Consider the following 23,287-nt stretch of genomic DNA (forward strand, 5'->3'; position numbering starts at 1 on the left):
ACGAGTCGCACAAGAAATGGCATGACTTTCGATTTCCAATGCTACTGGGAGCGGTACCACGAGCAGAAACGCGCAGGAGAGCGCTCTCTATCTCGTTTTGGCCATTTGAAAGAAGCTGGAATTTCAATGCCTTTTACGAGCAGTTTCAAGCAATGGCTTCGTTTGGGTGGTCGCGGCGGGTCGTGCGATCCTCGAAGGCGTGCTGCAGCTCGGACCCCACGTTGTCGACCCTCCCGTGGTGCTGGCCCCCATGGCCGGCATCACCAACGTGGCGTTCCGCCGCCTGTGCCGCGAACAGGGCGCCGGCCTCTACGTGTGCGAGATGATCACTACCCGCGCCCTGGTCGAGCGCAATCCCAAGACCATGTCGATGATTCGCTTCGGCGAGGGGGAGCGTCCCAGGAGCCTGCAGCTGTACGGCGTGGACCCCGCCACCATCCGCAAGGCCGTCGAGATGGTGGTGGCCGAGGACCTGGCCGACCACATCGACATGAACTTCGGCTGCTCGGTGCCGAAGGTCACCCGCCGCGGCGGCGGCTCGGCCCTGCCGTGGAAGCGCAAGCTCTTCCGGGAGATCGTCACGTCCGCGGTCGAGGCGGCACAGGGCCTGCCGGTCACGGTGAAGATGCGCATCGGCATCGACGACGACCACCGCACGTTCCTGGACGCCGCCCTGACGGCCCAGGACGCCGGCGTGGCGTGGGTCGCCCTGCACGCCCGCACCGCCGCCCAGCGCTACTCGGGCGAAGCCGACTGGTCGGCGATCGCCGCGCTGAAGCAGACCCTGGACATCCCGGTCCTGGGCAACGGCGACATCTGGGAGGCCGCGGACGCCCTGCGCATGATGTCGGCCACCGGCTGCGACGGCGTGGTGATCGGCCGGGGCTGCCTGGGCCGCCCGTGGCTCTTCGCCGACCTCGCAGCGGCCTTCGCCGGGCGCGACGATCGCGTCCTGCCGTCATTGGGCGAGGTGGCGGCGCTGATGTACCGCCACGCGGAGCTGCTGACCGAATGGCTCGGCACCGAGCGCGACGGCGTGACCGACTTCCGCAAGCACGTGGCCTGGTATCTGAAGGGCTTCCCGGCCGGCGGCGACCTCCGCCGTTCGCTGGCGATGGCGTCTTCCCTGGCGGAGCTGGCCGACCTGCTCGCCCAGCTCGACGCGACGGCCCCGTTCCCGCGCGAGATCCTGGGCCAGCCGCGGGGCCGCACGGGCACCCCGGGCCGGGTGGTCCTGCCGGAGGGCTGGCTGGACGACCGCGACACGGACACGGTCCCCGAGGGCGCCGAACTCGACGACAGCGGCGGCTGACCCCGGTGGTCAGTCCGGGAGGTCCAACCCCCGCATAAGGTGCTCGATCACGTTCAGATCTGACCAACCGCCCGATCATCGGTCATACGATGCCGTGCATTTTCCGAATCGCCGCTCTCATCTGCGCCGTGCTGATCTCGCCTCGCGCCCAGCGTTCGGTGATCGCCGCGGCGTCGGTGCTCGGCGCCAACCCTTCGGCGCTGAGCGATGCGGTCGCCTGGGCCACGGAGTTCGATCGCTCCGCCGTCAGTTCGTCACAAACTTCGACTGGAATCATGACCGCCTCAGTCTTTCGGTGGGACCCAACGCCGATCGGCATCCGGTCACCACCGCGGAACCTGTCCAGCAAGGTTGACAGCTGCTCACGCGTCTCTCAGACCGATAGCGTCTCCATGCGCGTACGGACAGTGTGCCGGAATGCGTACACAAACGGGTCCCAAACGGGTCCCACTGCGTTGCGTGGTTGCCACGCCCAAAGTTCGGCTGCTCGGTGCCGAAGGTCACCCGTCGCGGCGGCGGCTCGGCCCTGCCGTGGAAGCGCAAGTTCTTCCGGGAGATCGTCACTTCGGGCTTCCCGGCGGGCCACGCCGGGCGCCGGCCATGGCGTCGTCGCTGGCCGGGCTGTCGGCGCTACTGGCCCCAGTTGGACGCCACGGCCCCGTTCCCGCGCGAGATCCTGGGCCAGTCAAGGGGCCGCACGGGCACCTTGGGCCGGGTCGTCCTCCCGGAGGGCTGGCTGGCTGGCTGACCGTGACACGGACGAGGCTTCGGAGGACGCCGAACTCGACGGCTCCGGCGGCTGACCGTCCGCAGCCTGCGTGGCGCTATTGATAGGCACTTCGGCGCGACATAATGAATATGTTATGCTCGCCACGTTGGCTGTTGGTGGTGCATCCTGAGGTCCGCGACTGGTTGCATCAAGTCCGCAAGTCCGACCGGGCGACAGCCGCACTCGTCGGACAGGCGATCCAGCACGTCATTCAGGGACGCGGTCCCGATGAGGGGCGCCCGCTTGTCGATCGGATCAAGGGCAGCAACCTCCACAACCTCAAAGAACTTCGACCGGCAAGTACCGGTGCGACCGAAGTTCGGATCTTGTTCCTCTTTGACCCGGAACGACAGATGGTCCTCCTCGTCGCAGGGGACAAGGCAGGCAACTGGCAACGCTGGTATGAGGTGGCAATTCCGCTCGCCGAAGCGCGGTACGCCGAGTATTTGGCCGCGTTGAACGAAGTGGGTGAGTGACATGACGAAGAAGTCCGTCGCCGGGTGGAGCGCTTACGAAAGCGCTGACGAGTTGCTGGGCGAGCTCGACCTCACCAGCGAGGACATGGCCCAGGCGCGACAGACCACCGAAGACCACATCCGCGCCTGGCATCTTGCCCAGGTTCGCGCCGAACAGGACCGGACTCAGGAAGAAGTTGCTCAGGCTTTGGGTGTCAAACAGCCGCGGGTCTCCGCAATCGAGCGTGGAGAGCTGGACACGGTCACGCTGGCGACCCTCCGCGCCTATGTCCGCGCACTCGGCGGCAATCTTCGTGTCGTGGCCGATTTCGGTGACCGCGAATACCGCCTGACATAAATGGGCCCTCCGCTGCCGGGATGAGGTGGCATGCCCGGTTCGGCGTGGGCGGGATGCCCCGGAGCCGGGCTGAGCGCCGCCGCGTCGTGGTGGTGGTCACCGGCCGGCCTGTGCACGACGAGGCCGGAGGTGCCCGCCCCCCGACGGGCACCTCCGGCCTTGTTCGTTGTTTCTGATCCGGATTACTGACCCGGCTGGGGGACGATCCGGATGTACGGCTTCGGCTCCTTCCAGACACCGAAGATCTCGCGCGCCTGGTCGTTGGAGACGGAGCCCGCGATCACGACATCGTCGCCCGGGCGCCAGTTGACCGGGGTGGCCACCTTGTGCTTGGCGGTCAGCTGCAGCGCGTCGATGACCCGCAGGATCTCGTCGAAGTTGCGGCCAGTGGTCATCGGGTAGAGCAGGATCAGCTTGATCTTCTTGTCCGGGCCGATCACGAACACGCCGCGGACCGTCTGGTTGTCGGCGGCCGTGCGGTCGGACGGGTCGCCGCTCACGTCGGCGCCCAGCATGCCGTAGGCCTTGGACACGGCGAAGTCGGCGTCGCCGATCATCGGGTAGTTCGGGGCGTGGCCCTGGGTCTCCTCGATGTCGGCGGCCCAGCCGGCGTGCTTCTCGACCGGGTCGACCGACAGCGCCATGATCTTGACGCCGCGCCGGTCGAACTCGGGCTTGATCGCCGCCATGTAGCCCAGCTCGGTCGTGCAGATCGGGGTGTAGTCCTTCGGGTGCGAGAACAGCACCGCCCAGGAGTCGCCGATCCACTCGTGGAAGTTGACCGGGCCGTCAGTGGTGGCGGCCACGAAGTCGGGGGCGGTGTCACCGATCGTGAGGCTCATCGTCTGCTGCTCCATTTCGTTCGCGCTTGTCTGCTGTCGGAGATGAACTTACGCAGCCGAGGTTCCCTCAGCGCTCTTCGGCCCAGAAAATGTGCCCAGCCCCTCGTATCCGCCGCCCGGCGGCGATTAGAACTCTTCCCAGACGGCTGGGTCCTGCTTGACCGGGACGCCCTTGTCCAGGGCGGAGACGGCGGCCATGTCCTCGGCGGTGAGGGAGAAGCCGAACAGGTCGGCGTTGGTGCGCTGGCGGGTCGGGTCGCCGGAGTGCGGTACCACCGCGACGTCCCGCTGCAGGAGCCAGCGCAGGACCACCTGGGCGCCGGTCACGCCGAGCCGGTCGGCGATCGCGGTGACGGCGGGGGCGTCCAGCACGCCGGTGTTGCGCTCCAGCGGGCTCCACGCCTGCACGACCGTGCCGCCCTCCTGGACGGCGGCGACCAGCTCGGGGCGCGAGTGCGACGGGGAGACCTGCAGCTGGTCGACCGCCGGGCGCAGGCCGGTCGCGGCGGTGACGGCCTCGATGTGCTCGGGCAGGAAGTTGGAGACGCCCAGCGAGCGGATGAGGCCTTCGCGGTGCAGGTCGGCCATGACGGCGTACGACTCGATGTATTTCCCGACGGCCGGCAGGGGCCAGTGGATCAGGTAGAGGTCGACGTAGTCGAGGCCGAGCCGCTCCAGGGACGCCTCCAGCGCCGCCCGGGTGGTGTCCCGGCCCTGGTCGCGGCCGCGCAGCTTGGTGGTGACGAACAGCTCGGCGCGGGGCAGGCCCGACTCGCGCACGGCGGCGCCGACCGCGTCCTCGTTCTCGTAGGAGGCGGCGGTGTCGAGCAGGCGGTAGCCGGCGGCGATGGCGGCGAGGATCGCGTCCGTGGCCCGGCGCCCCTTGAGCGGGTACGTGCCGTAGCCGACGAGGGGCATCTCCGGGCCGGTGTTCAGCTTGACTGTGCTCATCGCTCAACCGTAGGCAGCACGCTCAGGCCGTCCAAAGGGCGTGAGCAGCACGCTCAGGCCGTCCAGAAGGCGGGCCAGGCCGAACTCGAAGAGCGCGTCGAGCTCGAAGTCGACCGCGTCCGGGCCCAGGGCGGCCAGGCGGAGGAACGCCGGGAAGCGCCCGCCGGCCATGATGCGGGCGAAGCGGGCCTCCTGCGCGGTGAACCACTCCACGTTGTCCACGCCGGTGTCCTGCTCGGCGTTGGCCTCCCACTCGAGGTTGATCGCGGTGCCGCGGACGTGGCCGGCCAGCATCATCGTGGCGTGCATGGCCGTCGGCAGGGGCAGGCCCGCCGCCTCCAGCGCGGCCAGGTTCCACTCGGTGTGGGCCATCGCGTTGGCCGCCAGCGGCGGGCGCGTGAAGGACATGACCTCGGCCGCCCACGGATGGCGCCGGTAGACGCCCCACTGCAGGCGGGCCGAGGTGGCCAGCCGGGCCCGCCAGTCGCCGGACGGGGGCGGCAGCGGGGCCTCGCCGAAGACCGCGTCGGTCATCAGCAGGAGCAGTTCCTCCTTGCCGGCGACGTGGCGGTACAGCGTCATGGTCGGCATCCCCAGCGCCGCGGCGAGGCGGCGCATGGACAGGGCGGCCAGCCCGTCGGCGTCGGCCAGCCCGACCGCGGTGCCAACGGCGCGCTCCAGTGGCGTCGGGCCCTCGGACGGCGCGCCGGGGCGGGCGCGGGGGCGGCGGGCGACCACGGTGCCGACGCCCGGGCGCGGCTCGACCAGCCCCTCCTGGCGCAGCGTGGCCAGCGCCTTGGTGGCCGTCGCCATCGCCACGCCCCAGTCGCGCATGAGCTCGCGGGTGGAGGGCACACGCTCGCCCGGGCGCAGCTCGCCGGCGGCGATGCGGGCCCGGATCTGCGTCACGATCCGCTGGTAGGCGTGCACTAGTGCACACCCTACCGCCGAGCCGGCGTCGTTACGCGCGCCGGGAGGTGTTCGTACGGTGTACGCATGACGCGAGTTCTGATCAGCGGCGCGAGCATCGCCGGCAACGCCCTGGCCTACTGGCTGCGCCGGGCCGGGTGCGAGGTCGTGGTGGTCGAGCGGGCGTCCTGCGTCCGCGACGGGGGCTATGCGGTCGACATCCGGGGCGTGGCCCTGGAGGTGGCCGAACGCATGGGCATCGCGGAGGAGGCGCGCCGGCGCGGTACCGACACCATCGGAACCAGCTTCGTGGACCGTTCCGGGCGGCGGATCGCCACGCTGCCGCTCGGATTCGGTGTGCTCGACCCCGCCGACATCGAGATCATGAAGGGCGACCTCAGCCGGCTGCTGCACGACGCGGTCCCGCCCGGCGTCGAGTGGCGCTTCGGCGACACCGTCACCGCGCTGCGGCCCCGCCCGGACGGGGTGGCGGTGGAGTTCGAGCGCGGCGGGGCGGACGACTTCGACTTCGTGGTGGGCGCGGACGGCATCTTCTCGCGGGTGCGTTCCCTGGCGTTCGGGCCCCTGGAGTCGTACCTCCACCACCTCGGCAGCAACGCGGCGATCTTCACCGCCCCGAACGAGCTGGGCATCGAGCGCTGGCAGCTGGTGCACTCGGCGCCGGGGCGGGTGGTGAGCGTGAAGACGGACCGGGGCTCCCACGAGGTGAAGGTGACGCTGCTGTACGGCGGCCCGGTCCCCCCGCGCGACACCGCGCAGCGGCTGCGCGCGATCGAGGCGGCCTTCGACGGCGGCGGCTGGGTCGTGCCACGCCTGCTGGAGCTGATGCGGACCGCCGCCGACCTCTACGTGGCGCCCAACGCCCAGATCCGCATGGACGGCTGGACCGCCGGGCGGGTCGCGCTCGTCGGCGACGCCGCCTACGCGCCGTCCTCGCTGACCGGCCAGGGCACCGGGATGGCGCTGACCGGCGCCTACCTGCTGGCCCGGGTGATCGCCGACGGCTCGGACCTGTCCTCCTACGACCGCGCGATGCGCGGATTCGTCGAGGTCAACCAGCGCGCCGCGCTGCGCCCGGCCCGCGGGTTCGCGCCGAAGACCGAGCGGGCCGCGCGGCTGCAGGCGCTGAGCATCCGGATGCTGCCGTACATGCCCTGGCGTGACCTCATCGTGGCGGCGATGATGAAGGAGGCCAAGCGCGCGGCCGGTGCCCTGGCCCTGCCGGGGTGACGCGAGGGTTCACTACAGATCCGGTCCGATGCGTCGATGTAGGGGTGCAGGGTCAGCCGGAGCGGGGTAGACGGGCCATGGAGTCGGATCGGGACACGGCAATGGCCGCGATCCGTGCTGTGCACCGCATCACCGGCCGCATCAACACCGGCGTGACCCTGGCCGAGACCCTGCAGCTCATCGTGGACGCGGTGGTCGACGGCGTCGGCTTCGGCGTGGCCGTGGTCAACTACCTGCACCCCGACGGCGTCTACGAGGCGGTGGCGCTGGCCGGCTCGGACGAGGCCCGGGCCACCCTGCTCGGCGCCCGCTACCCGGCCGCCGAGCTCGACTCCTACCTGGAGCGGGCCGAGTGGTGGGGGCAGCTGCGGTACCTGCCGCACGAGCGCTACAGCGACCAGATCCACTCGTGGATCCCCGACGAGGTGCCCGGCGCCGACGGCGTGCCCGAGGACGAGCGCTGGCACCCCCTCGACGCCCTCTTCGCCCCGCTGCTGGCCACCAGCGGCGAGATCGTGGGCATCCTCGGCGTCGACCTGCCCGCCGACGGGCGCCGCCCCGGGCCCTTCCAGCGCGAGCTGCTGGAGATGCTCGCCGCCCAGGCCGGCATCGCGATCGACAACGCCAACCTGGTCGAGGCGCTGCAGCGGGAGCGGCAGCACCTCGCGGCCAGTGAGGAGGCCTTCCGGCTGGCGTTCGACGGCGCCGGCAGCGGCATGGCCATGATCGGGCTGGAGGAGATGGCCCCGGCCCGGCTGACCCGGGTCAACCCCGCCCTGTGCGAGCTGCTCGGCCGCGACCCCGCCGAGCTGGTCGGGATGCGCGTGGCCGACCTGCTGCACCCCGACGACCTCGACCGGGCCCGGCTGGCCGCCGCCAGCACCCTGACCCGCAAGGGCGGGCCGGTGCGCGACTACGAGGTGCGCTGCGTGCGCGGCGACGGCGCGGTGATCTGGGTGTCGTAGACCATGTCGGTGGTGGCCGGGCCGCCGTCCTTCGGCATCATGCAGGTCCAGGACATTACCGAGCGCAAGGCCAACGAGGCCGACCTGGTCCGCCGGGCCTCCTGCGACCCGCTCACCGGCGTGGCCAACCGCGACGCGCTTGCCGCACCGCTCGCCGCGGCGATCCGCCGGGCCCGGGCCGGTCAGGGGCGCAGCGCGCTGCTCTTCTGTGACCTCGACGACTTCAAGGTGGTCAACGACACGCTCGGGCACGACGCCGGCGACGCGGTCCTGGTCGCGGTGGCCGAACGGCTGGCCGGGCTGGTCCGTCCGGGGGACACCGTGGCGCGCCTCGGCGGCGACGAGTTCGTGGTGCTCATCGAGAACGTCGGCGACGACCTCGCGCGGGCCGCCCTGGTCGAGCGGGTGGAGCGGGCCGTCTGCGCGCCGGTGACCCACGAGGGCCGCGCGATGCGGGTGCGGATCAGCGTCGGCGTGGCCGTGATCGACGATACGGTCGAGGATCCGGGCACGGCGCTGCGCATTGCCGACAAGGCGATGTACCAGGTGAAGCGCCATCGTCACGCGAATGGGTCATCCGAACGGATGACCAATCGTGTGACGGCAATCGGTGAGCGAACGGGTGCACCGGGTGGGATCCCGTTGCTGCGGTTGGCCGAGGCCGAAACCGCTTAGTAAGGTCGGGTGGTCTGCTTGGTCGACGGGCGCCGAATTGGTGCCACCGGGCAGTCGCCGTCGAGCCGCAATTTTGCGGGCCGGGGACCCACCGCAGTTTTGGGGTGTATCCGCGATCGAGTCGCGGTAGGGCGAATCCTCCCGTCCGAACCCGTCAGCTAACCCGGTAGGCGGCATCGGAAGGAGTTCTGCACGTGGTCTACCTCGATGCCTCGTTCCCTCCCGGACAGGTGAGCGCCAGGAACTGATCCTGGCTGCGCTTTCACGCTGAATTCGCTCGCGCGATCCCTTGTACTCAACGGAATCGCGCCGATCCCGCGCGCCCATTTCCGGCGTGCGATTCGCCGCGCCCATTTTTGCCGCGGTTCGTTTGCGCAGCGTCCGTTTTTTCACCGCGTCCGTGAGGAATCTTTTCTTGAAACCTTTGTCGCGTCAGTTTCGTCCCAGACATCGCCGGTCCGGCCTCGTCGTGAAGACCGGCGCCGCGTCCGTCGCGGCGATTTCCGCCGCCCTGCTGGCCACCGGCTCGACCGGCACCCCGGCCGCGCCCGTGGCTGCCGAGGCCGCCGCCCCGCCGGCCCACGCCTACGACGTCTCCTACGACATCTCTTACATCTCCTACATCCGGCCGCAGGCCGACTTCGGCACCGCCGCCCTGGTCCAGGCCCAGGTCCAGGCCCCGGCGCCGAAGCCGACCGCCCCGGTGCCGCCACCCGCGCCCCGGCCGCCGCGCCCGGTGGCCGGGCTCGACCAGACCCAGATGAACAACGCCGTGGTCATCGTGCGCCAGGGCCGGGCCCAGGGCATGCCGGACAAGGCGCTGGTCGTGGCGATCGCCACCGCGATGCAGGAGAGCGACCTCTACAACGTGGCCAGCCCGGCGGTGCCGGCATCGCTGCGGCTGCCGCACGACCGCGTGTCCCAGGACCACGACTCGGTCGGGCTGTTCCAGCAGCGCACGAGCCAGGGCTGGGGGACCGTGGCCGAGCTCATGAACCCCGCCCACTCGGCGATGCTGTTCTACAACGCCCTGGCGCGCGTGTCGGGGTGGCAGGGCATGAGCGTCACCCGGGCGGCGCAGGCGGTGCAGCGCTCGGCGTACCCGGGGGCGTACCAGAAGCACGCCGACCGGGCCGCCCAGGTGGTCGCCGCCATCGTCTGAGCGTCAGGGGACCGGGTCGGTCGTCCAGTCCTCCACGCGCGCGATCGCCACGACCCGCGCGTCGAGGCCGCCCTGGTCGACCTGCCCGTCGGGCCGCAGCGTGACGCGGTAGCCGGGGCCGTCGCGGCTGGGCGGCGGCACGTAGGCGTGGTCGGCCAGCACGAGCGTCGTCTGCGGCCCGCCGGTCACCGGGTCGGTGCCGCGGTCCATGCCGACGAGGGCCACCGGCGCAGCCGTGACGACCGTCAACCCGACCGGTACGGCCCGGCGCCCGTCGGTGCCGAGCCGCTCGGCGATGTGCCGCCACATGGCCCGGTTCTCGCCCGGCGGGCCGGGCGCCTTGCCCTCGACGGTGGCCCACGCGCCGGGCGCCCACTGCCAGAGCAGCCCGGTGGTGTGCGGGTCGGCGGCCACGGTGTACCACCGCGCGTCCCCGGCCCCGAGCGCGGGCGCGGGGCTGGTGGTGACCGCGAGCCCCGCGCCGGGCCGCGCGGCGGTGGCCGGGTCGAGCCAGCGGGGGAGGTGCCCGGGCGCGTACAGCGTGATGCTGAACTCGGTGGCGCCTCCCTTGTCGCGGCCGTCGGTGTAGCTGAGCGACTGCATGGCCGCCCACATGGTCCGGTCGGTCCGCTCGCGCACCCCGGCCGGCAGCCAGCCGGGCGCGATGCGCAGGACCAGCACCTCGTCGAAGCCGCCCGCGAAGCGCCGGGTCCGCGGGGTCTGCGCCGGGCTCGCCGAGGCCGACCCCGATGTCCCCGCGGCCGGCCCGGCGCCGGGCTGGGCGGGCCGCAGCGCGACCGCCGCCGCCCCGGTGAGCCCGAGCACGACGACCGCGGCGGCCAGCCCGGTCGCCAGCGCGCGCCGGGCCTTGCGCCGCCGCCCGTCGGCGACCACCCGGGCCAGGTCGACCCGCGACCGCGGCGCCTCGCCGCCGGCGTGCATGAGGCCCCGCACGGCCCCCTCGTCGAGGTCATTCATCGTGTACTCCCCGTGTCGATCGGCGCCAACCGCCTGCGCATGGCGCTCAGGGCGGCCGCGGTCTGGCTCTTGACGGTGCCGGGCGCGCAGCGCAGCGCCTCCGCGGTCTGGTCGACCGACATGTCGTAGAAGAACCGCAGGACGAGCACGGCCCGCTGGCGCGGCGGCAGTTCGGCGAGGGCGTCGCGCAGGTCGAGCCCGGCCGGCAGCCCCTGCAGCGCGGCGTCCTCGGCCGGCCCGTCGGGCAGCCGGTCCAGCAGCCGCACCCGGGCCCACCCGCGCCGCTGCTCGTCGACGAAGCGGTGCACCAGGATCGTGCGCACGTACGCGTCGACGTTGTCGGCCCGCCGGATGCGCCGCCAGCGCACGTACGCATCGGTGAGCGCGCGCTGGACGATGTCGTCGCCCCGGGTCCAGTCGCCGCACAGCAGATAGGCGGCGCGGCGCAGGCCGGGCAGCCTTGTCCGGACGAACTCGTGGAACTCTTCTTCGACGGCGTCCGCCATGTTTCCCTCCCCGCGTCACTTCTATGGCGTCGCCGGGCCGGAAAACGGTTCGGTGCGAGGTGACAGGCGGTGACGAACGCAGCTGCGAGGTCGTGGTAGAACCCGATGATGAAGGCGCGGCGGTCGGTACGGCGGCGGAGTTCGCCGAACTCGTTCATCCACGCGTGGCTGGCTTCCACGACCCAGCGCCAGCCGGTCTGGATCGGGGCGGGTTTCCCGCGCCGGGCGATCCGTCCGCGCCAGCCGCGTCCGGCGAGCAGGTCCCGGGTTGCCCAGTCGTAGCCGGCGTCGAGATGGACAGTGACCCGGCCGGGCCAACGGCCGCCGAGCTGCGCGTCAGCAGCGTCCAGGGCCGGGCCGAGCAGGAGCGCGTCGTGCCGGTGTCCTCAGTTCGGCGCGGCGGCGGCGCGGCGGGCCAGGGCGACCAGCTCGGCGACGGCGGCCGGAGCGGGCGAGGCGAGGTCGAGCGCCAGCAGGGCCTGCGACAGCAGCTCCTCGGCCTGGCGCCGGCACCAGTCGCGGGCGCCGGACTGCTCGATCGTCTTGGCCGCCCGCTCCGCGTCGGCGTCGCTCAGGCGGCCGCGGCCGTCGAAGAGGCCGGCCAGCTCGTCCGCCCCGGCGGCCAGGGCGGCCGCGACCGGCAGGGAGTGCCGCCGGCGGCGCAGGTCGGCGTAGGCGGGGCGGCCCGGGCCGGCGTGCTCGCCCCAGATGCCCAGGAGGTCCTCGGCGAACTGCACGGCCAGGCCCAGGCGCACGCCGAAGAGCCGCAGGCGCTCGACCTGGTCCGGGTCCCCGCCGCCGGCCACCGCGCCCAGGGCGCAGGCGCAGCCGAAGAGGGCGCCGGTGCGCTGCTCGACCATGGCCAGGACGTCGCGCAGCAGGTCGGTGCGCTCCTCGGCCGGGTCGGGGCGGGTCTCGCGCAGCGCCAGGCAGGCGTGCTGGCCGTGCAGGAGCTCCTGGACGGTGTCGCCCAGCACGCGCATCATCGCCCGGTCCGGGCCCGGCGCGCCGGTGCGCTGGCGGGGGCGGCCGGGGGCGGTGTGGGTCGGGTCGCCGGTGGCCACCACGTCGAAGGCGAGCGCGAGCAGCGCCTCGCCTCCCAGCGCCGCCGGCTGGCTGCCGACCACGCTCCAGGCGGCGCCGTCGGCCCGGCCGTCGACGAGGTCGCGGCGGATCGCCGACCAGTGGTGCATGAGCTCGACCGCGACGGCGGCGGGCACCGCGTCGTGCGGGTCGCCGCCGACCGCGGCCGCGCAGGCCAGGGTGAGCGCGCTGCGCAGCCATGCGGCCGGGGCGTTGCCCCTGGCGGGGTGTCCCAGCTGCAGCTCGCCGACCTCGCGGGACGGCTCCGGGAGCCGCCCGATGGCCGCGCGCAGCGGCGGGTCGACCATCCGGCCGGCCCAGCGCAGCACGTCGTCCGTGGTGCGCAGCACGATGACCATCAGCCGAGCCGTCCGATCCTCGCCCTCACCGGGCTGCACCACCCTCGCGTCGCCGTGTCGAGACCGGGGTCAAGTATGCCGGGGAGGCCGGGCGCGTACGGCGGAAACCGGGAGGGCCGGGCCGTGTGGCGAAATCGGCTGTCGCCCGTCCGGCGCGTGTCGCGCGAAAATCCGCGTGTCGTCCCGGCGGCCGTGCCCGTTGCGTTACGCGGTGTGCGCGGCCACCACCCGCTCGACCGCCGGGTCCGGGGGCGACTGGACGGCGGGCGGCCGGTGCCGGATCGCGTCCCAGGCGGCCTTCCAGGCGGCCCCGACGTCCCTGGCCGTGTTGTACCAGATCGTCACCTGCTGGCAGCCATGACATCCGGACGGGACGCCCCACGCGTCGACGCCCAGCCCGCGGCAGAGGGTGACGGCGCGGTACAGGTGCACGTCCTGGCTCACCAGCAGCGCCCGGCTGACGCCGTAGACGTCGTGGGCCCGGCGGCAGGTGTCGTACGTGTCCAGGCCATACGGGTCCAGCACGAGCCGGGATGGGTCGACGCCGCGCTGGGCGAGGTACGCGCTCATCGCCTTGACCTCGTTGCCCGATCCGCCGTGGGCGTCGCCGGAGATCAGCAGCGCCTTGACCTTGCCCGAGGCGACCAGGGCGGCCGCCGTGTCGAGCCGGTTGCGCAGGAACGACATCGGGTCCTTGCCGCCGTTCTCCAGCTGCGCGCCGAAGACGATCGCGACGTCGGCGGCGGGCGCACGGTCGGCGGACACGAGCCGGCCGGCCGCCGAGGCGCGCAGCCACACGGTCGGGGCGAGCGTTACGGCCAGCGCGATCACGGCGGCGACGACGAGCCGCCGCAGCACCTTCCGCCGGCGCCGCCGGTCGTCGGGCAGCCGCCGGGAGAGCCCGAGCGTGGCGATCACCACCCATTTCCGGCGGTACCACGCAAGCCTGGCCGGCGCCGCAGTGTCCCCCGCCGGCGGCGACGGCTCGTCCGCCGGCGGCGACGGCTCATCGGTCAGCGGCGACGGCGGGGGAGTCATGCGCGCAGCATGCCACGGCCCGGCAAGGCCCCGCCGCCCCGCGAGTCGTAGATTGTCGGTGCCGCGAGGCAGGATGTATGACGTCGGACCGGTGGGAGGTGGCGGTTGGCCGGCAAGATCAAGGACGAGGACATCGCCCTGGTCCGCGAGCGCACGTCGATCGAGGACGTGATCTCCGAGCACGTGACCCTGCGCTCGGCGGGTGGCGGCAACCTCAAGGGCCTGTGCCCGTTCCACGACGAGAAGACCGCCTCGTTCAACGTCTCACCCGCCCGCAACGTGTACTTCTGCCACGGCTGCGGCGCCGGCGGCGACGCGATCAAGTTCCTCATGGACCACGACCACCTGAGCTTCGTGGAGTCCGTCGAGCGGCTGGCCGCGCGGGCGGGCCTGCAGCTGCGGTACGTCGAGGCAGGCAGCGCCCCGATCCGCCCCAGCGGCCAGAAGCAGCGCCTGATCGCCGCGCACGCGGAGGCGGCCCGCTTCTACGCCGAGCAGCTGGGCACCCCCGGCGCCCGGCCGGCCCGGGAGTTCCTCGCCCAGCGCGGCTTCAGCAGGGAGGCGGCCGAGCGCTACGGGTGCGGCTTCGCCCCCGACGGCTGGGACCACCTCAGCAAGCACCTGCGCCAGAAGGGGTACTCCGCGCAGGAGCTGACCAGCGCCGGCCTCTGCCGCGAGGGCCGCTCCGGCGGGCTCATCGACCGGTTCCGCCGTCGCCTGGTGTGGCCGATCAAGGACATCTCGGGCGACGTGATCGGCTTCGGCGCGCGCAAGCTGTTCGACGACGACGACGGCCCGAAGTACCTCAACACGCCGGAGACCCCGCTGTACAAGAAGTCGCACGTGCTCTACGGCATCGACCAGGCCAAGCGCGAGATCGCCAAGCAGAGCCGGGTGGTCATCGTCGAGGGCTACACCGACGTGATGGCCTGCCACCTGGCCGGCGTGCCGGTCGCCGTGGCCACCTGTGGCACGGCCTTCGGCGGCGACCACATCTCAGTGCTGCGCCGCCTGCTGATGGACGCCGACGGCTACGGCGGCGAGATCATCTTCACGTTCGACGGCGACGCGGCCGGGCAGAAGGCGGCGCTGCGCGCGTTCGAGGACGACCAGCGCTTCGTGGCCCAGACGTTCATCGCGGTCGGCCCGGACAACATGGACCCGTGCGAGCTGCGCCTGGCCAAGGGCGACGCCGCGGTGCGGGACCTGGTGGCCGACCGTCAGCCGCTGCTCGACTTCGCGCTGCGCTCAGTGATCCAGCGTTTCGACCTCGACACCGCCGAGGGCCGGGTCGGCGCCCTGCGGGCCACCGCGCCGCTGGTCGCCAAGATCAAGGATCGGACCCTTCGGCCGGAGTACGCCCGCAAGCTCGCCGGCGACCTCGGCATGGAGCTGGAGACCGTGCAGCGTTCGGTGGCCTCGGCGGCCAAGGGCGTGGCCGACCCGGTCCCGGCCCAGCCGCAGCGGCGGGCGCTGGCCCCCGACAGCGCCGAGGCCCTCGTCGAGCGGGAGGCGCTGAAGCTCGCGCTGCAGCAACCGGCGCTCGCCGGGCCGATGTTCGATGCGGTCGGCCCCGAGATGTACACCCACCCGATGTATTTGTCCCTGCGCTCGGCGGTGGCGGAGGCCGGTGGGGCGTCCAGCGCGGCCGGCGGGGCGGTGTGGATCGAGCGCGTGCGCGAGTCGTGCACGGACCTGGCCGCCGCGGCGCTGGTGGCCGAGCTCGCGGTCGAGCCGTTGCGCCTGGACGGGGAGCCGGATCCGCGCTACGTCGAGGTCACCATCAACCGCCTGCAGCTCATGGCCCTGAACCGCGCGATCGCCGAGCTGAAGTCCAAGCTGCAGCGGATCAACCCGGTCTCCAACGCCGACGAGCACCTGCGCCTGTTCAGCGAGCTGGTCTCCCTCGAGCAGCACGCCCGGGCCCTGCGCGACCGAGGGGCGAGCCGATGGTGAAAGACTGGTCCGGATGTTCGGCATTCTGAAGCGGCGGCGGTTGCCGGCCGGCAAGCGGCCCCAGTTGGGGCCGGACGAGCGCGTGGTGGCGTGGGCCGTGGCGACCGGGGACAACGTCGTCGTGGCCACCAACCACGGGCTGTGGCTACCGGAGGCCGGCGAGCGCCTGGGCTGGCACGAGATCCACAAGGCGACGTGGTCGGGCCGTCAGCTGGCCGTGATCGCGGCGCGCGAGGTGCCGATGGACGGTGAGGAGTACGTCGTGATGACCGACCTCGCGCCGCTGATCCTCACCCTGCTCGACCCCGACCGCGTGCCGGAGCAGGTGCGGGTCCGCGTCAACAAGTCGATCGCGCACACCTCGCACCATCCGATCGAGGGCACCCGCGGCGGCGTGCGGGTCGTGGGCCGGCGCGTGCCCGGGGTCAACGGCCTGCGCTGGACCGTCCGGTACGACGAGGGCGTCGACCCGGAGGCCTCGGGCGTGCCGGAGTACACCCGCGAGCTGGTGGCCTGGGCCCGATCCGGCCTCGGCACCACGTCCTAACCACCGAGTCCCCGCTCGGGCCAGGCCAGCCGTCCCAGCTTGGGTCAGGCCGGCCGCCCTAGCTCGGGTCAGGCCGGCCGCCCCGGCTCGGGTCAAGCTGGCCGTCCGGGCTCGGGCCAAGATCGAACCGATAAGTCGGGCGCTGGCGCGCCACGACTTATCGGATATATGCCCTGCCGGGGTATAAATCCGAAATGTCGTGGCGCGTCAGCGCCCGACATTTCGAAGAAAGCTCGCTAATCAGTCAGTTCGGGCGTCTGGCGTCTGCGAGTCTGGCGGCGGGCGAGGCGTACCAGCAGCGTCACGACCAGGGCCACGTCCAGCACGGCGCCCGGCAGCTTGGTCTTCGTGGCCAGGCCCAGGCTGTCGGGCAGGGTCAGGAACGGCAGGCCGACCACCGCCACGTGCACGCCCGTCCGCAGCCGCCCCGTCAGGTGGGTGCCGGCCAGCAGGGCGATGCCGGCCAGCGCGTACCAGGCGTAGAACACCGGCCCGAGCACCGCCGTGGCCAGCAGGGCCAGGCCGGCGGCGGTCAGCACGGGGTCGAGCGCCTCGCCCGGGGACCGGCGGGCCGTGCGCGCCGCGCGCCACCACAGGATCAGCAGGAGTGCGGCCAGGACCACGAAGCCCAGCGCGCGGGCGACGGCCACCGCGGTGTCGAAGGCGGCGGGGCGGCCGGCGGCCCGCAGGACGTACCCGGCGGCCATGCCCACCCCGGTCGGGATCGACAGCCACTGCTTGAGCTCGGCCGTGGAGCCCAGCGCGCGCAGGAAACCCAGGCCGTGGCCGGTCGCCGCGGCGAGGACCGCGTAGGTGGCGAGCAGGGCCGCGGTGAAGCCGAACGGGGCCCGGCGGCAGGGGCCGCCGGGGCGGAAGAGCACGAGCAGCATGGCGAACGGGGCCGCGACCAGCGCGGTGATCTTGACGGCGGCGGCCAGGCCGACCGCGGCGCCGGCCGCGCCCGAGCGGCCGCGGGTGGTGAAGGCGAAGGCGGTCAGCAGGAAGCCGGCCAGCAGGATGTCGTTGTGGACGCCCGACACCACGTGGATCAGCACGAGCGGGCTCGCGGCGAGGAGCGCGTTGCCGTCGGTCAGGCGGTGGGCCGCGGCCACGCACAGCACCAGCCCGATGATCGCGAGAAGGCGGAACAGGCCGACGGCCAGGATCAGGTGACCGTGCGCGAGCCAGGCGACGCCGCCGGAGAGGGCGAACCACAGCGGGCCGTAGGGGGTCGGCGTGTCGCGCCACAGCGGCGGTACCTCGGACAGCCACGTGCAGGGCAGCGCCGACGGGCCGTGCTCGTAGAGGTTGATCCCGGCGTCGAAGAGCTGGCCCTGGCAGGCGTACGCGTACACGTCCAACGCCCCCATCGGCGGCGCGACCAGGAGCGGTGCGCTCCAGATCGCCGCCGTGACGAGGAGCTCGCGCGGGGCGCTCACCCCGCGCAGCGACCACCAGGCGCGGGCCAGCAGCAGGAGGCCGGCGAACCACACGACGACGCCGGTGACCCAGGCCGCGTCGTGTGGCAGCGGCTTGCCGGCCAGGAAGCCGCTGAGGGCCAGCAGCGTGGTGGCGGCCAGCCCGAGCCAGCGCGGGTTGAGTCGCACCCCGGCATCCTAAGCGCCGGCCGGGAAAACTTTCGCCGGCCCGGTTTGGGATGGTTTGAGAAAGGTCGGATGACCTTCCGATACGCCGTCTGACCTGGGGAAACTCGCATATTTTCCAATGCGTCCGAACTTCCGTATGATTCAGCAAAAGTTTGGTAACGAGCGAAAGAAGCTCTAGACGCAGGGACTGCGGCGGGCCTAAAGTCTCGACGCAACACGGGTGTAACGCACGGCACACGGCCCAGCAACCAGCCGCCAGGTGGCGGTGTGGTGGTGTAGCCGCATGTCGCGCGCGCCTGGGCCTGCGACCTGAGTAGGGGGTGGCTCCGATGAATCCGATGAACACGGTCTCCGCGATCGACAACCCGGTACAGTCGCGGCTGCTCCGCCTGTTGCGGGACACCGGTGCGTTGTCGCGGGCGGAGCTGGCCGATCGACTCGAGGTGCCGCGACCGCGGCTGCTGGCCGACCTGGACGCCCTGGTCGCCACCGGGCTCATCCGGGAGGCGGGGCCGGCGGCCAGTCGCGGCGGGCGGCGCTCCACGCTGGTCGAGCTCAACCCGGGGCTGCGCTTCGCCGCGGTCGACCTCGGGGCCAGCTCGATCGATGTGGAGATCACCGACGGGCGGCTGGAGCCCGTGGCCGCCTACGGGGAGCCGGCGGACATCCGTTCGGGACCGAAGGTGATCCTGCAGCGGGTCAACGAGATCCTGCACAAGTTCCGGGCGGAGGCCGCCTTCGAGCGGCTGCACGCCATCGGGATCGGCGTGCCTGGGCCGGTCAGCTTCCGGGACGGGGTGCCGGTGTCACCGCCGATCATGCCCGGCTGGGACCGGTTCCCGGTGCGAGAGGCGCTCGGGCGGGAGCACAACTGCCCGGTCGTCGTCGACAACGACGTCAACATCATGAGCATTGGCGAGCGCTACGGCGGCGTCGCGCACTCGGTGGACAACCTGCTGTTCCTCAAGGTCGGCACGGGCATCGGGTGCGGCATCTACCTCAATGGCGAGGTGTACCGCGGGACGGACGGCTGCGCCGGCGACATCGGCCACATCCAGGTCGACAGCCACGGGCCGGTGTGCGCCTGCGGCAACGTCGGGTGCCTGGAAGCGCTCTTCGGCGGCGGCGCGCTCGCGCGTGACGCGGCCGCGGCGGCGCGTAGCGGGGCCTCGCCGGCCCTGGCCGACCGGCTCAACGCCAACGGGGTGGTGACCGCCAAGGACGTCGCCGACGGCGCGGCCGAGGGGGACGTCACCTGTATCCGGCTCATCCGCGACGGCGGACGCCGGGTCGGCGGCGTGCTCGCCGGGCTGGTCAGCTTCATCAACCCGTCGATGATCGTGATCGGCGGGGGACTGGCCGGGCTCGGGCACATCCTGCTCGCCGAAATCCGCAGCGTGGTGTACCGGCGCTCGCTGCCCCTTGCGACCGGCAACCTGCCGGTCGTCCTGTCCGAGCTCGGCCCTCGCGCCGGCGTCGTGGGCGCCGCGGTGCTGGCCAGCGAACTCGCATATGGACGGCCATCGTGACAGCACTACCGGAACACCAGGATTCCTCACCGGCGGACGTGGTCCTCCGGCTCACCGATGTGGTCAAGACGTTCCCCGGCGTTCGCGCGCTCGACGGGGTCCAACTCGAGGTGCGCGCGGGCGAGGTGCACTGCCTGCTCGGGCAGAACGGCGCCGGCAAGTCGACGCTGATCAAGATCCTGTCCGGGGCGCACGCACCGAACTCGGGCGAGATCCTGTGGCAGGGCGAGCAAGTCTCGTTCGGCAGCCCGCAGGCCGCCATGAAGGCCGGCATCGCCACCATCTACCAGGAGCTCGACCTGGTCGACGGGCTCACCGTGGCCGAGAACATCTACCTCGGCCACGAGCCCAACAGCGCCGGCTTCGTGGCCGGGCGCGCGATGCGCAAGGGCGCCGCCGCGATCCTGCAGCGCCTCGGCCACCCCGAGATCCCGGCCGGGCGCGAGGTCGGCAAGCTGCCCGCCGCCGCCAAGCAGATCGTGAGCATGGGCCGGGCGCTGTCGCGCGAGGCCCGGCTGCTCATCATGGACGAGCCGAGCGCGGTGCTGGCCCACGACGAGGTGCAGAACCTGTTCCGGATCGTGCGCGGCCTCACCGCCCAGGGCATCGCGGTCATCTACATCTCGCACCGGCTCGACGAGATCCGCGAGATCGGCGACCGGGTGACGGTGCTCAAGGACGGGCGCACCACCGCGGCCAACCTCGACGCGAAGTCCACCCCCAACCGCGAGCTGGTCAGCCGGATGACCGGCCGGACCATCGAGTACGTCTTCCCCGAGCGGCCGGCCGCGCGCACCTTCGAGGGCGCGCCCCTGCTCCGGGTCGAGGGCCTCACGCTGCCGGGGCGGTTCGCCGACGTGTCGCTGGAGGTGCACGGCGGCGAGATCGTCGGCATCACCGGGCTGGTCGGCTCCGGGCGCTCCGAGGTGCTGGAGAGCATCTACGGCGCCCGCCGGCCGAGCGCCGGGACCATCGAGCTGGCGGGAAAGCGCTTGCGCAAGGGCAGCGTGAGCGCGGCCGTGCGGTCCGGCATCGGGATGGCCCCGGAGGAGCGCAAGAGCCAGGCGCTGCTGCTGGCCGAGCCGATCTACCGCAACGTCACCCTGGCCGGCTTCGCCCGCTACGCCACGGCCGGCTTCACCGACGCCGGCAAGGAGCGCGCGGCCGCCGAAGAGGTGACCCGCGGGCTGGACCTGCGCCCGGCCGACGTACGGCGCCCGGTGCGCACGCTGTCCGGCGGCAACCAGCAGAAGGTGGTCGTCGGGCGCTGGCTGCTCGGCGAGACGAAGCTGCTGCTGCTCGACGAGCCGACCCGCGGCGTCGACGTGGGGGCGCGGGCAGAGCTGTACCAGGTGATCCGCAGGCTCGCCGACGAAGGCGTCGGCGTGCTCCTCGTCTCCAGCGAGGTGCCCGAGGTGCTCGGCCTCGCCGACCGCGTGCTGGTCATGCGGGAGGGCCGGGTCGTGCGCGAGGCGCCCGCCGACGAACTCGACGAAGACATCGTGCTCGACCTCGTGATGGCCGGCTCGCTGCTGGACGGGGCAACCCCCGCGGGCCCGGCCGCCGAAGAGGTTGCGGCATGACTGCCGGAGCGAAGCGGAGGCAGGCATGCCGCCCTGCCCATGTTCTTTGTCTTGGCAAGCACGGCATGACTGCCGGGGCGAAGCGGAGGCGGGCAAGCCGCGTCGCTCTCGTTCCTTCCCTTATCGAAGGTAGGACAGCATGAGTACCGCCACGGAACCGGTCGACGTGCACGACCCGCCCCGCATCACCGAGCAGAGCTGGTGGCAGCGGGACAGTGCGGACAGCGCGAAGCGCAACCTCGCCCTGGTCGGCGTGCTGGTAGGCCTGCTGATCATCGGCGCCGTCACCGCGCCCGACATCTTCCTCGACGGTCACAACCTCTGGAGCAACGAGCTGACGGTGCTCACCCAGGCCTCCAGCATCGGGGTGCTGACCGTCGGCATGACCTTCGTGATGATCAGCGGCGGCATCGACCTGTCGGTCGGCGCGCTGCTGGCCCTGGCCAGCGTGTGGTGCACGACGGTGGCCACGCAGAGCTACGGCGCGGCCTCCATGATCTTCACCGCGCTGATCGTCGGCGCCGTCGCTGGTCTCGTCAACGGCACGCTGATCGCCTTCGGCCGGCTGGTGCCGTTCATTGCGACCCTCGCGATGATGCTGTCGGCCCGCGGCCTCGCGCAGAGCATCTCCGGCTCGCACACCCAGATCAACCGCGACGCGTTCATCAACGGCTTCGCCCTGAACAAGATCCTCGGGGTGCCGTGGGTGGTCGTGATCTTCCTGGTCGTCGTCGCGCTCGCCTGGGTGCTGCTCAACCGCACCACCTTCGGCCGCCGCACGATCGCGATCGGCGGCAACGCCGAGGCGGCCCGCCTGGCCGGCATCAACGTGCGCTGGCAGACCGTCTCGCTCTACGTGCTGTCGGGCATCTGCTGCGGCATCGCCGCCCTGATCGTGGTTTCGCAGGCGCAGTCCGGCAGCAACACCCACGGCGACCTCTACGAGCTCAACGCGATCGCGGCCGCGATCATCGGCGGCACGGCCCTGACCGGCGGCCGCGGCACCATCATCGGTTCGCTGCTCGGCGTGCTGATCTTCACGCAGATCACCAACCTGTTCATCATCAACAACCTGCAGCTCGATCTGCAGCGCATCATCAACGGCGGCATCATCGTCGTCGCCGTGCTGATTCAGCAGTTCCGGGTCTGGTCGCTGCGGCGACGGCCCGCCTCCTCATAGCGCCACACCCCACCCCGCCAGCGCACACGCCGCCGTCCACGCCGGGACGGCAGCGCTGATCGGTGCACCCAGAACGCACCCGACGTACACCCCGAAATCCCCCCAAATTCCCACAGACGACCTGGAGGTCGTGAGATGAGCACCTCGCCCGACATGTCCCGCCGCCGCATGCTGTTCGGCGGGGCGGCGATCGGCGCCAGCGCACTGCTGGCCGGCTGCACGTCGAACGAGACGAAGGACAGCGCGCCCCAGGCGAACGTCAAGGACGCCAACGCCGCCAGCGCCGCCCCCGGCAAGCCGGTGACCATCGCCTTCTCCGCCCCGGCCGCCGACCACGGCTGGATCGGCGCCATCACCGCCAACGCCAAGGCGCAGGCGGCCAAGTTCTCCGACGTGACCCTCAAGGTGATCGACGCCGGTAAGGACGCGCCGGCCCAGATCGCCGCGCTGGAGACCGTCATCGCCAGCAAGCCGGATGCGATCGTGATGCTGCCGCAGGACGGCGCGCAGCTCACCGCGATCGGCAAGAAGGCCACCGACGCCGGCATCATCGTCATCAACCTCGACCGCGAGTTCTCCGACCCGGCCGCCTCGTTCTCCCTCATCAAGGGCGACAACTACGGCATGGGCATCGCCGCCGGGCACTACATCGGCGAGAAGCTCAAGGGCAAGACCGACGCGGTCATCGGCGAGATCCCGGGCATCGACGAGCTGCAGCTGACCAAGGACCGCTCGAAGGGCTTCGCCGACGCGCTGAAGGGCTACGGCCTGACCGTCAAGCACCGGGTCGCCGCCGGCTTCACCGTGCAGACCGGCCAGTCCGCCGCGGCCAACCTGCTCCAGGCCGCGCCGAAGCTCGACGCCGTGTGGAACCACGACGACGACCAGGGCGTCGGCGTGCTGGCCGCGATCCAGCAGGCCGGGCGCAAGGAGTTCTTCATGGTCGGCGGCGCCGGCTCGCGCGACGCGATGGACCACATCAAGGCCGGGGACACCGTGCTCACCGCGACGGTCACCTACCCGCCGTCGATGGCCTCGTCGGCGATCATCCTGGCCCGCCTCGCGGCCCAGGGCAACGGCATGGGCGACCTGGTCGAGCTGCAGGTGCCGAAGCTGATCGTGCTGCAGTCCGAGACGATCACCAAGGAGAACGTCGACAAGTACCTGCCGCTCGGATTCAAGTCCTGAACACCGTACGAAATTCATAGCTAGGCCCGAAGTCCAAAGTAGGAAAGGAACCGCCAGTGTCCAGTCAGGGCAGCAGCGGGGAGC

The 23,287-nt window shown here is 72.0% G+C and carries 23 protein-coding genes and 1 riboswitch; of the genes, 14 read left to right on the plus strand and 9 right to left on the minus strand.

What is annotated here, in order from left to right:
* The first annotated feature begins 199 nt into the window (after positions 1–199).
* Positions 200–1,312, plus strand: a complete 1,113-nt coding sequence (dusB, locus tag AB0M46_RS01655; RefSeq protein WP_363332266.1) for a tRNA dihydrouridine synthase DusB — start codon at positions 200–202, stop codon at positions 1,310–1,312.
* A gap of 82 nt (positions 1,313–1,394) precedes the next feature.
* Here dusB and AB0M46_RS01660 read toward each other — a convergent pair whose 3' ends face one another.
* On the minus strand, positions 1,395–1,589 hold the full coding sequence (locus tag AB0M46_RS01660) for an antitoxin VbhA family protein (protein ID WP_363332267.1): 195 nt from the start codon (positions 1,587–1,589) through the stop codon (positions 1,395–1,397).
* Between the two features lie 186 nt (positions 1,590–1,775).
* On the opposite strand from AB0M46_RS01660, the gene AB0M46_RS01665 reads away from it, so the two are divergent.
* The 3 genes from AB0M46_RS01665 (at position 1,776) to AB0M46_RS01675 (ending at position 2,894) form a co-directional block, all read left to right on the plus strand.
* Positions 1,776–2,060 (plus strand): hypothetical protein, encoded by a 285-nt coding sequence (locus tag AB0M46_RS01665; protein ID WP_363332268.1) that lies wholly within the window; start codon positions 1,776–1,778, stop codon positions 2,058–2,060.
* A gap of 110 nt (positions 2,061–2,170) precedes the next feature.
* Positions 2,171–2,557: a type II toxin-antitoxin system RelE/ParE family toxin gene (locus AB0M46_RS01670; RefSeq protein WP_363332330.1), complete on the plus strand. Its 387-nt coding sequence runs from the start codon at positions 2,171–2,173 to the stop codon at positions 2,555–2,557.
* Position 2,558: 1 nt separating this feature from the next.
* On the plus strand, positions 2,559–2,894 hold the full coding sequence (locus AB0M46_RS01675) for a helix-turn-helix domain-containing protein (RefSeq protein ID WP_363332269.1): 336 nt from the start codon (positions 2,559–2,561) through the stop codon (positions 2,892–2,894).
* Positions 2,895–3,076: 182 nt separating this feature from the next.
* Here the strand turns inward: AB0M46_RS01675 and AB0M46_RS01680 are convergent, their stop codons facing one another.
* The 3 genes from AB0M46_RS01680 to AB0M46_RS01690 form a co-directional block, all read right to left on the minus strand.
* Positions 3,077–3,736, minus strand: coding sequence for a peroxiredoxin (locus AB0M46_RS01680; RefSeq protein WP_363332270.1), 660 nt, complete (start codon positions 3,734–3,736; stop codon positions 3,077–3,079).
* A 126-nt stretch (positions 3,737–3,862) separates the two neighbouring features.
* Complete coding sequence (locus tag AB0M46_RS01685) at positions 3,863–4,687, minus strand: aldo/keto reductase (protein WP_363332271.1); 825 nt, start codon at positions 4,685–4,687, stop codon at positions 3,863–3,865.
* Between the two features lie 3 nt (positions 4,688–4,690).
* The gene (locus AB0M46_RS01690) at positions 4,691–5,617 is read right to left on the minus strand and encodes a TetR/AcrR family transcriptional regulator C-terminal domain-containing protein (protein WP_363332272.1); all 927 of its coding nucleotides are present in this window, start codon (positions 5,615–5,617) and stop codon (positions 4,691–4,693) included.
* Positions 5,618–5,683: 66 nt separating this feature from the next.
* Here AB0M46_RS01690 and AB0M46_RS01695 point away from each other — a divergent pair, with 66 nt between their 5' ends.
* From AB0M46_RS01695 to AB0M46_RS01710, 4 genes are all read left to right on the plus strand, one after another.
* Positions 5,684–6,847, plus strand: a complete 1,164-nt coding sequence (locus AB0M46_RS01695; RefSeq protein WP_363332273.1) for an FAD-dependent monooxygenase — start codon at positions 5,684–5,686, stop codon at positions 6,845–6,847.
* Between the two features lie 77 nt (positions 6,848–6,924).
* Positions 6,925–7,812 carry a PAS domain S-box protein gene (locus AB0M46_RS01700; RefSeq protein WP_363332274.1) on the plus strand — a complete coding sequence of 296 codons (888 nt, stop codon included), beginning with the start codon at positions 6,925–6,927 and terminating at the stop codon, positions 7,810–7,812.
* Between the two features lie 3 nt (positions 7,813–7,815).
* On the plus strand, positions 7,816–8,487 hold the full coding sequence (locus AB0M46_RS01705) for a GGDEF domain-containing protein (protein ID WP_363332275.1): 672 nt from the start codon (positions 7,816–7,818) through the stop codon (positions 8,485–8,487).
* A gap of 48 nt (positions 8,488–8,535) precedes the next feature.
* A riboswitch (cyclic di-AMP (ydaO/yuaA leader) is annotated at positions 8,536–8,675 on the plus strand.
* 281 nt (positions 8,676–8,956) lie between these two features.
* Positions 8,957–9,649 carry a hypothetical protein gene (locus tag AB0M46_RS01710; protein ID WP_363332277.1) on the plus strand — a complete coding sequence of 231 codons (693 nt, stop codon included), beginning with the start codon at positions 8,957–8,959 and terminating at the stop codon, positions 9,647–9,649.
* A 3-nt stretch (positions 9,650–9,652) separates the two neighbouring features.
* Here AB0M46_RS01710 and AB0M46_RS01715 read toward each other — a convergent pair whose 3' ends face one another.
* From AB0M46_RS01715 to AB0M46_RS01730, 4 genes are all read right to left on the minus strand, one after another.
* On the minus strand, positions 9,653–10,627 hold the full coding sequence (locus AB0M46_RS01715) for a hypothetical protein (RefSeq protein ID WP_363332278.1): 975 nt from the start codon (positions 10,625–10,627) through the stop codon (positions 9,653–9,655).
* Positions 10,624–11,133, minus strand: a complete 510-nt coding sequence (locus AB0M46_RS01720; RefSeq protein ID WP_363332280.1) for a SigE family RNA polymerase sigma factor — start codon at positions 11,131–11,133, stop codon at positions 10,624–10,626. Before AB0M46_RS01720 ends, AB0M46_RS01715 begins: the two co-directional genes overlap by 4 nt.
* A gap of 386 nt (positions 11,134–11,519) precedes the next feature.
* Positions 11,520–12,575, minus strand: a complete 1,056-nt coding sequence (locus tag AB0M46_RS01725) for a polyprenyl synthetase family protein (RefSeq protein ID WP_363332281.1) — start codon at positions 12,573–12,575, stop codon at positions 11,520–11,522.
* Positions 12,576–12,779: 204 nt separating this feature from the next.
* Entirely contained in the window at positions 12,780–13,613 is an 834-nt protein-coding gene (locus AB0M46_RS01730) for an ElyC/SanA/YdcF family protein (RefSeq protein WP_363332282.1), read from the minus strand.
* Between the two features lie 105 nt (positions 13,614–13,718).
* On the opposite strand from AB0M46_RS01730, the gene dnaG reads away from it, so the two are divergent.
* Positions 13,719–15,569, plus strand: a complete 1,851-nt coding sequence (dnaG, locus tag AB0M46_RS01735; protein ID WP_363332283.1) for a DNA primase — start codon at positions 13,719–13,721, stop codon at positions 15,567–15,569.
* Positions 15,570–15,582: 13 nt separating this feature from the next.
* Complete coding sequence (locus AB0M46_RS01740; protein WP_363332285.1) at positions 15,583–16,116, plus strand: hypothetical protein; 534 nt, start codon at positions 15,583–15,585, stop codon at positions 16,114–16,116.
* A gap of 236 nt (positions 16,117–16,352) precedes the next feature.
* Here AB0M46_RS01740 and mptB read toward each other — a convergent pair whose 3' ends face one another.
* On the minus strand, positions 16,353–17,723 hold the full coding sequence (mptB, locus tag AB0M46_RS01745) for a polyprenol phosphomannose-dependent alpha 1,6 mannosyltransferase MptB (RefSeq protein WP_363332286.1): 1,371 nt from the start codon (positions 17,721–17,723) through the stop codon (positions 16,353–16,355).
* Positions 17,724–18,061: 338 nt separating this feature from the next.
* Between mptB and AB0M46_RS01750 the strand changes: the two genes are divergently transcribed.
* The 4 genes from AB0M46_RS01750 (at position 18,062) to AB0M46_RS01765 (ending at position 23,203) form a co-directional block, all read left to right on the plus strand.
* Entirely contained in the window at positions 18,062–19,252 is a 1,191-nt protein-coding gene (locus AB0M46_RS01750) for an ROK family transcriptional regulator (protein ID WP_363332287.1), read from the plus strand.
* Complete coding sequence (locus AB0M46_RS01755) at positions 19,249–20,835, plus strand: sugar ABC transporter ATP-binding protein (RefSeq protein ID WP_363332289.1); 1,587 nt, start codon at positions 19,249–19,251, stop codon at positions 20,833–20,835. The genes AB0M46_RS01750 and AB0M46_RS01755 overlap by 4 nt, the downstream gene beginning before the upstream one ends.
* Positions 20,836–20,974: 139 nt before the next feature.
* Positions 20,975–22,015 carry an ABC transporter permease gene (locus AB0M46_RS01760; protein WP_363332290.1) on the plus strand — a complete coding sequence of 347 codons (1,041 nt, stop codon included), beginning with the start codon at positions 20,975–20,977 and terminating at the stop codon, positions 22,013–22,015.
* Positions 22,016–22,150: 135 nt separating this feature from the next.
* The gene (locus AB0M46_RS01765) at positions 22,151–23,203 is read left to right on the plus strand and encodes a substrate-binding domain-containing protein (protein WP_363332291.1); all 1,053 of its coding nucleotides are present in this window, start codon (positions 22,151–22,153) and stop codon (positions 23,201–23,203) included.
* Positions 23,204–23,287: the final 84 nt, after the last annotated feature.

Origin of the sequence: Dactylosporangium sp. NPDC051485 (assembly GCF_040682015.1) — a bacterium.
Classification (GTDB): domain Bacteria; phylum Actinomycetota; class Actinomycetes; order Mycobacteriales; family Micromonosporaceae; genus Dactylosporangium.